Annotated in this window: 13 protein-coding genes and 1 tRNA gene; 11 read left to right on the top strand and 3 right to left on the bottom strand. The window is 43.3% G+C overall.

Annotated elements, in window-relative coordinates; genetic code table 11:
• Nucleotides 1–90 precede the first annotated feature (90 nt).
• From holB to AB6811_RS05600, 6 genes are all read left to right on the top strand, one after another.
• Nucleotides 91–1,239 (top strand): DNA polymerase III subunit delta', encoded by a 1,149-nt coding sequence (gene holB / locus AB6811_RS05625; RefSeq protein ID WP_369489463.1) that lies wholly within the window; start codon nt 91–93, stop codon nt 1,237–1,239.
• Between the two features lie 55 nt (nt 1,240–1,294).
• Entirely contained in the window at nt 1,295–2,455 is a 1,161-nt protein-coding gene (locus AB6811_RS05620; RefSeq protein ID WP_439655712.1) for a PSP1 domain-containing protein, read from the top strand.
• On the top strand, nt 2,442–2,918 hold the full coding sequence (locus AB6811_RS05615; protein WP_369489462.1) for a gliding motility lipoprotein GldH: 477 nt from the start codon (nt 2,442–2,444) through the stop codon (nt 2,916–2,918). Before AB6811_RS05620 ends, AB6811_RS05615 begins: the two co-directional genes overlap by 14 nt.
• A 14-nt stretch (nt 2,919–2,932) precedes the next feature.
• Entirely contained in the window at nt 2,933–3,643 is a 711-nt protein-coding gene (gene trmB / locus AB6811_RS05610; RefSeq protein WP_369489461.1) for a tRNA (guanosine(46)-N7)-methyltransferase TrmB, read from the top strand.
• Nucleotides 3,615–3,977 carry an MGMT family protein gene (locus AB6811_RS05605; protein WP_369489460.1) on the top strand — a complete coding sequence of 121 codons (363 nt, stop codon included), beginning with the start codon at nt 3,615–3,617 and terminating at the stop codon, nt 3,975–3,977. Before trmB ends, AB6811_RS05605 begins: the two co-directional genes overlap by 29 nt.
• Before the next feature lie 222 nt (nt 3,978–4,199).
• Nucleotides 4,200–5,180: a LuxE/PaaK family acyltransferase gene (locus AB6811_RS05600; RefSeq protein ID WP_369489459.1), complete on the top strand. Its 981-nt coding sequence runs from the start codon at nt 4,200–4,202 to the stop codon at nt 5,178–5,180.
• 1 nt (nt 5,181) lies between these two features.
• Here the strand turns inward: AB6811_RS05600 and AB6811_RS05595 are convergent, their stop codons facing one another.
• A complete protein-coding gene (locus AB6811_RS05595) occupies nt 5,182–6,330 on the bottom strand; it encodes a C1 family peptidase (RefSeq protein WP_369489458.1) in 1,149 nt (382 codons plus the stop codon).
• An 81-nt stretch (nt 6,331–6,411) separates the two neighbouring features.
• On the opposite strand from AB6811_RS05595, the gene AB6811_RS05590 reads away from it, so the two are divergent.
• The 3 genes from AB6811_RS05590 to AB6811_RS05580 all read left to right on the top strand — a co-directional run bounded on the left by AB6811_RS05590 (nt 6,412) and on the right by AB6811_RS05580 (nt 9,177).
• Entirely contained in the window at nt 6,412–6,714 is a 303-nt protein-coding gene (locus AB6811_RS05590; RefSeq protein WP_369489457.1) for a hypothetical protein, read from the top strand.
• Nucleotides 6,715–6,830: 116 nt separating this feature from the next.
• A complete protein-coding gene (locus tag AB6811_RS05585) occupies nt 6,831–8,417 on the top strand; it encodes an OmpP1/FadL family transporter (RefSeq protein ID WP_369489456.1) in 1,587 nt (528 codons plus the stop codon).
• A gap of 58 nt (nt 8,418–8,475) precedes the next feature.
• Nucleotides 8,476–9,177 carry a tetratricopeptide repeat protein gene (locus tag AB6811_RS05580; RefSeq protein ID WP_369489455.1) on the top strand — a complete coding sequence of 234 codons (702 nt, stop codon included), beginning with the start codon at nt 8,476–8,478 and terminating at the stop codon, nt 9,175–9,177.
• Between the two features lie 40 nt (nt 9,178–9,217).
• Here AB6811_RS05580 and AB6811_RS05575 read toward each other — a convergent pair whose 3' ends face one another.
• The gene (locus AB6811_RS05575) at nt 9,218–10,180 is read right to left on the bottom strand and encodes an NAD-dependent epimerase/dehydratase family protein (protein WP_369489454.1); all 963 of its coding nucleotides are present in this window, start codon (nt 10,178–10,180) and stop codon (nt 9,218–9,220) included.
• Between the two features lie 153 nt (nt 10,181–10,333).
• Nucleotides 10,334–10,407: transfer RNA gene (locus tag AB6811_RS05570), tRNA-Ile, on the bottom strand.
• A gap of 83 nt (nt 10,408–10,490) precedes the next feature.
• Between AB6811_RS05570 and AB6811_RS05565 the strand changes: the two genes are divergently transcribed.
• Together AB6811_RS05565 and AB6811_RS05560 are read left to right on the top strand one after the other, a co-directional pair.
• Nucleotides 10,491–11,150 carry an HAD family hydrolase gene (locus AB6811_RS05565; protein WP_369489453.1) on the top strand — a complete coding sequence of 220 codons (660 nt, stop codon included), beginning with the start codon at nt 10,491–10,493 and terminating at the stop codon, nt 11,148–11,150.
• A gap of 998 nt (nt 11,151–12,148) precedes the next feature.
• The gene (locus AB6811_RS05560) at nt 12,149–12,370 is read left to right on the top strand and encodes a hypothetical protein (RefSeq protein WP_369489452.1); all 222 of its coding nucleotides are present in this window, start codon (nt 12,149–12,151) and stop codon (nt 12,368–12,370) included.
• Nucleotides 12,371–12,718 lie beyond the last annotated feature (348 nt).

Raw genomic sequence — 12,718 nt, 5'->3', positions numbered from 1 at the left:
AAACAAAGCCTTGGGAAAGGCTTTCAAAATATAAGTTGACTATACCATAAAATTGTTAACTTTGGAGTTTAGCCAATAATTTGGAACGATATGTTTTTCAGCGATATAGTTGGGCAGGAACAGGTTAAGGAGCGGTTGCTATTGCAGGTAAAGGAGAACCGTGTGCCACATGCTATGCTGCTTGCAGGACCTCCGGGTACAGGGAAACTTGCGTTAGCAGTTGCCTTTGCACAATACCTAATGTGTACTAACAAAACCGAGAGCGATTCGTGCGGGGTTTGTCCGGCCTGTAAAAAGGTTTCGAAACTTATCCACCCCGACCTGCATTTTGTATATCCCGGCAAGGCAGGCAAGGAGAAATCCGATACTGCCGATGGCGCTAAGGAGGCCGGCACCGATGTGCTTGCCATTTGGCGTAAAATGTTACTGGAAAACCCCTACATGGGCGAAACGGACTGGTACGACGCCATTGACCTTAACAACAAGCAGGGTATGATCAACGTGGCTACTGCCTCAGAGGTAATTCGCAAGCTCAGCCTAAAAAGCTACGAGAGCGATGTTAAGGTTATGATTATTTGGCTGGCTGAACGTATGAACGTGCAGGCATCCAATAAGCTTTTAAAACTCATTGAGGAGCCCCCCGCAAAAACCTTTTTCATTCTGGTTAGCGAAAACACAAACCTCATCCTCAAAACTATCATTTCCCGCACCCAACAGGTGTATGTACCTCCCCTAACAGCAAGCGAAATAGCCGTTGTTCTTACTGAGAAACATGGTATAGCACCTAATAGGGCTGGGGATATTGCACGAATTTCCAATGGTAGCTTCTATGAGGCTCTTAGGTTGATTAACCAGAACACCGGAGAGTATTTTGAGCAGTACCGAAACCTGATGAGGCTATGTTACGCCAAGCGTTACATTGATTTGCTCGACTGGGTTGATGATATCTCGCGCCTTGGGCGCGAGGAACAAAAGGAGTTCCTAAGCTACTCCCTAAAGCTTACCCGCGAAAGCTTAATGCTTAACATGGGACTCGACGATATTACCTACCTGATAGGCGACGAAGCCGATTTTGGCAAAAAGTTCTCCCCTTTTCTGGGGCCAGCAAATGTTAACCAGGTCACCAAAGCATTTTCCCATGCCTACGAGTGCATTGCCCAAAACGGTAATCCCCAAATCACCTTTGCCGACATGGTGTTTAGCCTGAGTAAGCATATTGGACCCAACCCTAAAACATAGTAGTTGGTATTACGTTTAATTAGTTAACTTTGCAAGGTTTAGCTTGATATTGAATATGGAAAAAATATATACCCCAAGGGGCAACGCAGTTTACATAAACGAGGTTACTGACCATAGTTCCTGTGGCAATTGCTGCTCCAAACTTGGTGTTTACGATTGGGTTCAGGACCTACCGGAAACGCTCCAGGAATACGATATTGTTGAGATACAGTTCAAGAACACCCGTAAGGGGTTTTACCGCAATGTAAATCAGATAAGCTTACAGAAAGGCGATATTGTTGCCGTTGAGGCATCGCCCGGTCACGATATTGGTGTAGTATCGCTAACAGGATGGCTGGTTGAGCGCCAGATGAAGCGCATGGGCGTTGATCCCAAAACAGCAGAGCTAAAAAAGATATACCGCCGGGCAAAAAAGGCCGATATTGAGAAGTGGGTCGAAGCCATGGCGCTTGAACACGATACTATGATCCGCTCCCGCAAGATAGCCGAAAGGCTTAAGCTCGACATGAAGATTGGCGATGTTGAGTATCAGGGCGATAAAACCAAAGCCATATTCTACTACATTGCCGATGAACGTGTCGATTTCCGTGAGCTTATCAAGGTTCTTGCGGAGGAATTTAAGATACGTGTTGAGATGCGCCAGATTGGTGCCCGACAGGAAGCTGGTAGAATTGGAGGCATCGGCACATGCGGCCGCGAGCTTTGCTGCTCTACCTGGATTGCCCAATTCGATTCGGTTACCACAAATGCAGCAAAAATTCAGGAGCTATCACTTAACCCCCAAAAATTAGCTGGCCAATGCGGTAAGCTCAAGTGTTGCTTGAACTACGAGCTTGCAAGCTATGTTGATGCCCGTAAGGACATACCCGAAGGAAACATACAGCTCGAAACCAAAGATGCCACTTACTATCACTTTAAAACCGATATTTTCAAGCGTAGTATGTGGTTTGGCTCAGAGCCATCGTCATCGGTAAACCTTATTGAGGTTCCGGTGGAACGTGTAAATGAGATAATTGAGTTAAACCGAAGAGGCATTAAGGTGCCCAGCCTGCTCGATTCTAATGTTGCCCCCCAAACTGCGGTTACCCATATCGATTTTACCGATGGTTTGGAGGATGATAGCATCACCCGCTTCGATAAGAAATCGAAACCCAAGCTGAAAAAACGTCGCAAACCCAAAGGACAAAACAAACATAAAAACGATGACAAAGCATAAGCTCTTAGTCGTTTCGGCCATAACCATTGCGCTATTTGCCGCATGTTCCGATAACTATGTTTACAACGGATACGTTGCTTTACCGCAAGAGCAATGGCATGCCGATAGCATTGCCAGTTTCCGAATTCCCGTATCGGATACAATGACCTACTACAACCTTTACGTGAACGTTAGGAATACCACCGATTACCCATTCCAAAACCTTTACCTGTTTATAGATATAGCTGCGCCCAATGGCGCAATTGCACGCGACACATTTGAATGTTACCTTGCCGATGACCATGGCAAATGGTTAGGGAAAGGAAGGGGTAAATACCGCGATAACCGCTTTACTTACAGGCAAAATGTAAGGTTTGGTGCCGAAGGTGAGTACAGGATTACCCTGCAGCAAGCCATGCGGGTTGAGCAGTTAAAGGGTATCTCCGAAATTGGATTTAGGGTTGAGCTGGGAAGTAATAAATAAAGTTTGATTTTACTGTGGGGAAAAATAAGCTACGTCGTTTTGCCGAGAACGAAACTTTTGAGAACCTTTTCCAACCTTCGTTTCAGGAGGTTTTCAACACCGATTACAGATTAAAGGGACAATGGCAATCGGGTTTCTTTAAAAACCAAAACCCTATTGTTCTTGAACTTGGATGCGGAAAGGGCGAGTACACCGTGGGTTTAGCCCGAATGTTCCCGGATAAGAATTTTATAGGTATCGATATAAAGGGAGCCCGAATGTGGCGGGGTGCAAAAACAGCCCTTGAGGAGGGCTTGAAGAATGTGGCTTTTATCCGAACACGCATTGAGCATATTAAGTCATTCTTTGCCCAGGACGAGGTTGATGAAATATGGGTGACCTTCCCCGATCCCCAGCCACGCCCATCGAAGGCAACCAAACGGTTAACATCGAGCCGATTTTTGAATTACTACATACAATTCCTAAAACCAAATGCCATAGTTCACCTTAAAACCGATAGTCAACCCTTACATGCCTACACCAAAGCATTGGTGGAGCAGAATAACCTTAAAATGCTGGTTTGCACCAGTAATCTTTACTCCGAGGTAAGCAACGATCCCATTCTAGGCATTAAAACCTTTTACGAGCAGCAGTTCCTTGACCAAGGGTTGCCTATTACTTACATTAAATTCCAAGTAAACCATTCAGGCCCTTTCCATGAGCCAAACATCGAGGAACAACGATAATTTCTTTGAACGGGTATACCAGGTAACCCGGTTGGTTCCCTTTGGTCGTGTAACCACCTATGGAGCCATTGCCCGATACCTGGGAGCAACCCGCTCAGCCCGAATGGTTGGTTGGGCGCTAAACTCATCATCGAGCCAGGAGGAGTGGGTGCCTGCACACAGGGTGGTAAACCGAAAAGGTTTGCTAACCGGAAAAATCCACTTCCCCGGTAGCAATACCATGCAGCAGCTGCTTAAAGCGGAAGGCATAAGGGTTGAAGATAATGCTGTGGTTGATTTCGATATGCACTTCTGGGATCCTAACGTTGAGTTAGTAAAAGAAAGCAAAAAATAGAATAAAGTCGCATATTTGATCAGGTTCTTGAACTCCATAAACCAGAGCAGGCACTTGAATCTCGCTAACTCGGGACGAGTTTTGGAATCTTAAATTTGAAATTTGGAATGACCCACCAAACTCAAAAATTTGGGTTTGCATGATTAAGGAAGTCATCATTTTAGCTATATAAACCAAACCCCGTTTAACGATTAACGATTAACGGTTCACGATTCATAAGCAATGGAAATAGAAAAGATTTTTAATATAAGTTCTGATGCTGAATTTGAAAACCTTGCCCTTGAGGTATTTAGGTTTCAGTATAAAAATGTTGATATTTACCGAACCTATGTCGATTTACTAAAAGTTGACCCCAATAAGGTTATGGAAATCAATCAGATTCCATTCCTTCCCATCCAATTCTTTAAGAGCCAGCAAATACTTGCCAATGGGCTTTCGCCCGAAATAGAGTTTACAAGCAGCGGAACCACAGGTTCCGAAACCAGCAGGCATTATGTGGCTAAGGTTGACATTTACAAACAAAGCTACACCCTGGGTTTCCGCCACTTCTATGGTAACGAGCAGCAATACTGCATACTAGCTCTACTACCAGCATACCTGGAACGCACCGGATCATCGTTGGTTTACATGGTCGATGGGCTTATCAGGCAGTCGGGCAACCCGCACGGAGGCTTTTACCTCAACCAGCTAAACGAGCTAGCGGCAAAGCTTCAGATGCTCGATGAATCCGGTCAAAAGTGCCTGTTAATTGGAGTATCATTTGCCTTGCTTGACCTTGCCGAGATACACAGCCTTAGGCTTAAGAATACTATTGTTATGGAAACTGGCGGCATGAAAGGCCGCCGTAGGGAAATGGTTCGCGATGAGTTACATGGAATACTTACCGCAGCATTTGGCGTTGATAGTATCCATTCCGAATACGGCATGACCGAACTACTATCGCAAGCCTACTCAAAGGGAAAAGGAATTTTCAGCTGTCCACCCTGGATGCGTGTTTTAATTCGTGAAACTAACGATCCGCTTACCATAGCGCCTGTAGGAGCTACTGGAGGAATTAACATAATCGATTTAGCAAACCTGTACTCATGCGCTTTTATTCAAACGCAGGATTTAGGTCGACTCCATCACGATGGAACATTTGAGGTGCTTGGCCGTATGGATTCTGCCCCCATTAGGGGCTGCAACCTACTTGTTTACGGGTAGGCTACAATGCTAACTTTTTCTTTATTTCCGCAGGAATGGCATTTTTGTGAACCATCACAGCTATGGTTTTCATACGCACATACGATTCGGACATGTATAGATAGCCATCGTACACCCCCTCTGTTCCCCAGCTGTTCTTGGTTAAAAAGTAAACCGTTCCGTTCTGATCGGTAGCCATACCGGTTAGGTGCATTAAGTGGTCGTCGGTGGAGGTAAGGTTGTCAAAATTTGCCTGACGATTTTGCTGAGTAACCTTAATTTCAGGAACAGGTGCGTCAAAATTTGCCATGCGTGCGGTAAAATCCTTTTCAGTAATACCAGTCCATCGCTCCTTATCGGACCCACTAAGCTCTTCAAATTTTGATAGGGGCAATAGAGCCACACCCTTGCGGTATGCAAAACTTTTTTCGCTCACATCGCCATCCCAGCAAACGGAATAGCCATTCCCCAGGGCATAGGTTATTACCTGCATCATCTCATCGAGCGGTAGATTGTAGTATAGGTCGTGCGACCAGTTATCGGGAATTTCAAGCGATACCCTTTTGTAGAACGGATGATGGTTGAATGAGGTAAACTCAATGTAATCGTCAGGATTAAAGGGGACTTTTGATAAAGGCGAATTTCCTTTATCGGGAACAGTTCCAAGGTAAGCATCAAGAATTCCACGGTATGCTGGGAACCAGGCGGTAGACAATTTTTTGTTTGGGTTTTTCACCACAGCATCCAGAAATGCTTTAAGCACAGCCTCAAGCTCAGCATGGGCGTGAACCTCGGAGCCGTAATTCAATCCCGGATATTCCTTTTCGGTTACCATACCATACTTACGGATAATATTCATTACATCGTGCGCTTGTCCACCCTGACCAAAATTGTTGGCCCCCTGGAATCTAACATAGTTCTGTGCCTTACCCTCATAGGCATAGCGCACAAAATACATCTCGGAGATATCAAATACGGGCTGTCCCATTCGTATTAGCTCAGTTTCAACAAACGACGTGGTTGCAAAACTCCAGCAGGTGCCAGTACGTTGCTGATCCTTTATAGGCGAAGTAGGTATCTCATACTTTACCGTAAACTGAAAAGAATCGGTTTGTGCATTTACTGCCTGACAGAGCATAAGCAGGAATGGTAGAATTAACTTTTTATACATACAGCTCGGATTTACTTATGCAAGTTATACAAAAGCAATTAAAACCAACAAACGTTTTCATGTAATTATTTACAAAAAGATGTGATAGTTGAAAATATATCGATAATTATCTATATTAGCACCAAATATTCACCCTACTCGATGCGCAGGGCAAAAATTTATCTGGCAATTGTTGCATACTTTACTCTAGTAAAGCGGTTCTTAAGCAAACCGCTCTATAGGTTTGTTATGCGCATCAAACAAAAACTTGGCATAAAGTCGGTCACCAGTTGTTCATACGATGGTAGGGTTTTACCGGCTGGATTTGAATTTTTCTTTAGTGGAGGTAGCCACCTCAACCTTGGCCTTGAGCAAGGCTTTTTAAATCAGTACCTAAGGAATTGATTTCCATCGTTTAGCCTATCAACAGGGGAACATTTTTTGTTCCACTTTCAAACCTTCGTTTAATACATACGTTTAAATCAGAATATAATCTATTACTAACCTAAACAATGCGAAGTATGAGAAAACAACTACTAACCATTATTGCAACCGGAATTACCACGCTGGTAATGGCCGGTGGTATTGTAACTAACACTAACCAAAGTGCATCGTACGTGCGTATGCCCGCACAGGATGCCACACTGGGAATAGATGCTGCATACTATAACCCTGCTGGGTTAGCATTTATTGCCGATGGCTTTTATGTATCAGTTAATAACCAGTACATAACCCAAACCAGGGAAATTACCAGCACTTTCCCAGGAATGAACCGCACAAAATTTGAAGGTGGCGTAACGGCTCCTCTATTTCCAGGCCTATATATGGTTTTCAAAAAGGAAAGAGTTGCATTTTCACTTGGAATAAATCCCATAGGTGGTGGTGGTAGCGCTATGTTTGAAAATGGGCTGCCCTCCTTTGAGCAGCAAGTTGCGGTTCTTCCTTCATCACTCACTGCAGCTGGAATTAATACTACTGCCTATGAGTTTTCCTCTGAGTTTGAGGGCCGTTCGCTCATGTGGGGCTTGCAGGCAAATGGATCGTATGCAATTAACGACATGATCTCATTTAGTGTTGGAATTCGCTACGTTATTGCTCAAAATTTTTATACAGGGTACATGAAGGATATTCGAATTAATCCTATGCATCCACTAAACCCTGCTGGTGCAGGACAAATGACCTCCGCTCCTGAGTTTTTTGGTATACTTTCAACTGCCGCCACAAATGCTGCAAATAGTTTAACACCTTTAGTAACTGGTGGTGGCGGTGAACTCACCCTTAATCAAGCTGTTACGTTAAGTTACTTAACCCCGGCTCAAGCCACCCAATTGGCTGCAGGTTTGGGTGTTGCCGACTATACAACCTATCCGGCTACAATTTCACAAATTCAAACCGCTTACCAAACCAATGCTGCAACTATGGCTGCATACTCAGCCATGACATCGGACAAAGAGGTTGATGTTGAACAGAACGGTTATGGTTTAGCTCCAATTATTGGGGTGAATGTAAAGGTTAACGACCGGTTAAATATTGGATTTAAGTATGAGCACAAAGCCAGCCTGAACGTTAAAAATAAAACCAAGAAGGATGATGCTAAGCTTTACCCCGACGGGGTATCATATCCAAACGATATGCCAACAACCCTTTCATTAGGTGTTAGCTATAAGGCTACCGACAAATTGGGAATCAGCGCTGGCGCTCACTACTACTTCGATAAAACAGCCGCATATGGTAAAGTTGAATCGCGCGATGCCAATGGATTCCCAACATTCTATGAAAACAAAGAGGTTATTGATAACAACTTCCTAGAAATTGCACTTGGGTTTGAGTATGAACTCAACGATAAGATTTTGCTCAGCGCTGGTTACCTTAGAACACAATCGGGGGTTAACATGAAGTACCAAAGCGACCTAAGCCATAGCCTTTCTACAAACACCGTTGGCCTTGGTGGACGCTATAAGGTTTCCGATAAAATTGGTGTAAATGTTGGTTTCATGAAATCATTCTACCTGATGAAAACTAAACCCTTTGACATTCCTGTTGTTTATGACGAAACCTATAAACGTTCAGCAACTGTATTTGCTTTAGGCGTTGATTTGAAATTCTAGTTTTTTAGTAACTTAGTCGGGACTGGAAATTTCCGGTCCCGATTATTTTTTAAGCAAAATGAAAAATATTTTTTCTCTTCTACTTCTTCTTTTTATATTTCAACTAAACCATGCACAGGTAATTATTGAAAAACCCTTTGCGGCTGAACTCTCGCACCCAGAGCTTACCATTGAACAGATTGCCATTTATCCGGATTCAACGGTAGTAAGTCTAACGGTTGTGAATAACGCCGATAGCAATGGCTGGTTTTGTGCCGATAAGAATATCTACATTGAAAACCTGAATACCCGCCAACGGTATTACAGGATTGGCTCACACGATATTCCAACATGTCCTGCAACCCATAACTTTAGCCGTAAGGGCGAAACCCTATCGTTTGAACTTATTTTTCCTCCAATTCCAAAAAACCTAAACAGTATCAACCTTATTGAGGATTGCAATAAAGCCTGTTTCTTTTTTAAGGGCATAATACTAAGCAATAAGTTAAACTCCGATATAAGGTTATTCAACCTGGGCATGGAGTATTACACCAAAAACGATATTGCGCAAGCAGTTGAATGTTTCAGCAAGGTAGTTGAGGAAATACCTGCTAATCCTACCCATGTTTATGGGTACGCCTACTACCATTTGGTAATGATTTTCTATACTAAGGGCGATAAGCTCACTGCTAGCTTCTGGCTAAACCAACTAAAAACATCAGCTCTTCCTAACAAGGACTACTTTATTAGAATGGTTAAACGCGATACGGGAATGGAATAAAAAAGGAGGCTCAACACCTCCCTTTGTATCATTATACTAATTATTTTAGTAACCCTGCCTTATACTTTTCGCCAATCACCTTAAGCATATCGTCGGTCATGGTTTCCAAGTTCCACTTGGGGTTCCATCCCCACTCCTCACGGGCGCAACTATCGTCCATGTAGTTGGGCCAGCTATCAGCTATGGCTTTCTTTACGGGGTCAATATTATACTCCATGGCAAAATCGGGGATACGCTTTTTAATGGCAGCATAAATTTGTGAGGGCTCAAAACTCATTGCAGTTACGTTAAAGCTGTTACGGTGCTTGAGCTTTGATGGGTCCGCCTCCATGAGCTGAACGCAAGCATCAAGGGCATCGGGCATGTACATCATATCGAGATATGTACCTTGGGGCAATGGGCAAATGTAATGCTTCTGTTGAATTGCTCCATAGTAAATCTCTACTGCGTAATCGGTAGTACCGCCACCGGGGAGAGTAACATTTGAAATAATTCCGGGGAAACGTACACTGCGAGTATCTACTCCATACTTTAGGAAGTAGTAATCGCTCAGCATTTCGCCTGTAACCTTACAAATACCGTAAACAGTAGTTGGACGCATAACGGTATCCTGAGGGGTGTTGTCCTTTGGCGATGTTGGGCCAAAAGCGCCAATGGAACTGGGGGTAAACACAGCACAATGGTTCTCGCGAGCAATCTCAAGCGAGTTCATCAGTGCTCCCATGTTTATCTTCCAGGCCAGCTGCGGATTTTTTTCGCCAGTAGCAGAAAGTAATGCAACCAGGTTGAAAATAGTATCAACCCTATACTTCCGCACCAATTCAGCAAATTTTTGGGTATCAAGGGCATCGAGCACCTCAAACGGACCATTCTGAAAGTGATGGGCGCAACTTGTGTTGATATCGGCAGCCACAACATTGTTGGTTCCGTATATCTTTTGGAGATGCGGCACCAGCTCTGAACCAATTTGCCCACCGGCACCAACAACCAATATGTTTTTCATGCTTTTATTTTTAGAAGGCGATTATACTTATGATTTTTCGCAAATGTATAGCATTTGTCTAACACTTCAAACCCAAAACCCACGTTTAAATTTATATTTTTAAGCAGATTTTTTGATGGAGTGAATAAAAAAAAACCGCCTTGCGGCGGTTTGTGGGCCCAGCTGGGCTCGAACCAGCGACCCTCTGATTATGAGTCAGATGCTCTAACCTGCTGAGCTATGGGCCCAAAAAACAGTTTTTACTGTTTTTATTTTGGTTTGCAAAATTACATATTTGCATTTGAATTTTCAAATAGGGAGTTCAAAAAATATGAGTATTAGCAGCAATACAAAACCTGACAATCTGATTATCAGAAACATAATACTTGATTTAGGTGGAGTGGTTCTTGATATTGATTATAGCCTTACCCTAAAAGCCTTTGAAAACATGGGTGTTTACATAGGTAATCATACTACATTCACAGGAAGTAACGAGCTTTTTAATCAGTTCGATTGCGGTTTGATTAACCCTGATACCTTTAGGCAGGAGTTCAACCAAATGTTTATGGTTGCTCTCAGCCCCAAGGAGTTCGATAAAGCATGGAACGCTTTGCTTCTGAGTTGGGATACCGAAAGGCTCAAATTAATTGAACGATTAAAAAAGAATTATAGGGTATACCTGCTAAGCAACACAAACGTTATCCACTTTAACCACTACAACAGGCTGCTTGTTGAGGAAACAGGCAAAGAGCTTAAGGATTACTTCCACAAGGCATACCTCTCCTTTGAAATGGGCATCAGGAAACCACAAGTTCAAATCTTTCAGCGTGTGTTAAGCGAGAACGGGTTAATACCCTCAGAAACACTTTTTGTTGACGATACCCATGAGCACATCGATGCTGCTAAAGGGTTAGGGATACGTACAATCCACCTGAAAGGCGGAAATATGGCTAAACCGCTTGCTGAGGTGCTTAAGGGGCTAGTGGGCTGAAATGGCAAGGTTAAAGGATAAAGGATAAAAATTTAAAATTTCAGATTTAAGATTTCAGATTCAAGATTTTAGGTAATCTCTTATAAACTATCAACTATCAACCAACAACCATCAACTAAATTGGTATCACAGGGTTACACAGAGTTTACATGGTGTTTCACAGAACTTGTGACGTGATATTCACGAACAACGATTCACGGTCAACAAACAACGTTTCCAGCCCCGTAGGGGCGAAAAATTTGTAACACTATGGCTACTCCCACTCGTAAAGCGATGCACGAAATGCATATGCCAAAGAGCAATACTGAAACGTTGCATCGCAACAGAAAAGGATGACAAAGAGCGATTGCCAAAAAAAATCAAGAATTAAAGGTTAAAAGATGCTTCGGCTAGCTCAGCATGACAAAGGGAGCGTGGATGCCAAAGGTATTGTCATTCCGAACTAGTCGAGGAATCTCGAAATATTTAAGATTTAAGAACTCACTTGTTAGCACACGTCTCTGGACGCGCACATTTATCGCCCTGAAAGGGCAAATCAAATAAGCCCTGGGTTTTAACCCAGGGTATTGAAGTATTCAAATTATTTGGCGATGCACGTATTGTATAATCCAAAGAAAAACCGAGAAACGTTGCATCGCAACTGAAAAATATGACAAAGAGCGATTGCCGCATAACCAATCAAAAGAGAGATAAAATACAAAGTGATGCTTCGACAGCGCTCAGCATGTCAAAGGAAGCGTGAATGCTAAAGGTATTGTCATTCCGAGCCAGTCGAGAAATCTCCTTCATGTATCCCTTGAACAGCCCTGTAGGGGCGTAATATTTGTAACACCATGGCTTTACACACGTATAGCGATGCACGCAATACATAATCCGAAGAGCAATCCTGAAAAGTTGCATCGCAAAAGAAAAATCATTACAAAGAATTATTTACATGTTCTTTCTTGTCTTGATACAAGAAAGAACCAAAGAAAATCAAGGCTAAAAAGCCCGACCCGATGGGTGCCCCGTGGTTGGAACTGCCACGCGATACTATTCGCCACGCCTGCGGCGTGACTCATGTGGTATCGCTTACAAAACCCACCGCCACGTTCCACCCCCGACCCATTGTCGGGCCGGCTTTTATGCCACTGCCTGCATCCTCCGCTCCATTCACTCTCAGGGAAAAGGGCTGGGGTGAGGTCGTTTCTCACGAACAACGGCTTACGAACAACGAGTAACATTCCCAGCCCTGAAGGGGCTAAATATTTGTAACACTATGACTACTCCCACTAGTATTGCGATGCACGTAATGCTTTTTCCAAAGAGCAAGGGTGATGCGTTGCATCGCAACAGAAAGCATTGCAAAGAGCGGCTTTCGCAAAACCAATCTAGGTATAAAAAATGAATGAAAGTACAAAGTGATGCTTCGACAGCGTTCAGCATGACAAAGGGAGCGTGGATGTTAAAGGAATTGTCATTCCGAGCTAGTCGAGGAATCTTATTATAATCGAGTTAAATACAATGAGATGCTTCGGCTAGCTCAGCATGACATGAGGGCTAAATTCTCTTTTACAAACAACCACTAA

This window comes from Tenuifilum sp. 4138str (assembly GCF_041102575.1).
In the GTDB taxonomy this organism is placed as follows: domain Bacteria; phylum Bacteroidota; class Bacteroidia; order Bacteroidales; family Tenuifilaceae; genus Tenuifilum; species Tenuifilum osseticum.
Note: the sequence above shows the minus strand (reverse complement) of the source record. Positions and strands in the feature narration are given on the sequence as shown.

Bases quoted from the DNA above. Each gene is read 5' to 3' on its own strand.
- AB6811_RS05575 (WP_369489454.1), bottom strand. From the start codon at position 10,180: ATGAAAAACATATTGGTTGTTGGTGCCGGTGGGCAAATTGGTTCAGAG.
- holB (WP_369489463.1), top strand. From the start codon at position 91: ATGTTTTTCAGCGATATAGTTGGGCAGGAACAGGTTAAGGAGCGGTTG.
- AB6811_RS05600 (WP_369489459.1), top strand. From the start codon at position 4,200: ATGGAAATAGAAAAGATTTTTAATATAAGTTCTGATGCTGAATTTGAA.
- AB6811_RS05560 (WP_369489452.1), top strand. From the start codon at position 12,149: ATGGGTGCCCCGTGGTTGGAACTGCCACGCGATACTATTCGCCACGCC.
- AB6811_RS05605 (WP_369489460.1), top strand. From the start codon at position 3,615: ATGAGCCAAACATCGAGGAACAACGATAATTTCTTTGAACGGGTATAC.
- AB6811_RS05565 (WP_369489453.1), top strand. From the start codon at position 10,491: ATGAGTATTAGCAGCAATACAAAACCTGACAATCTGATTATCAGAAAC.
- AB6811_RS05585 (WP_369489456.1), top strand. From the start codon at position 6,831: ATGAGAAAACAACTACTAACCATTATTGCAACCGGAATTACCACGCTG.
- AB6811_RS05615 (WP_369489462.1), top strand. From the start codon at position 2,442: ATGACAAAGCATAAGCTCTTAGTCGTTTCGGCCATAACCATTGCGCTA.
- AB6811_RS05580 (WP_369489455.1), top strand. From the start codon at position 8,476: ATGAAAAATATTTTTTCTCTTCTACTTCTTCTTTTTATATTTCAACTA.
- AB6811_RS05595 (WP_369489458.1), bottom strand. From the start codon at position 6,330: ATGTATAAAAAGTTAATTCTACCATTCCTGCTTATGCTCTGTCAGGCA.
- AB6811_RS05620 (WP_439655712.1), top strand. From the start codon at position 1,295: ATGGAAAAAATATATACCCCAAGGGGCAACGCAGTTTACATAAACGAG.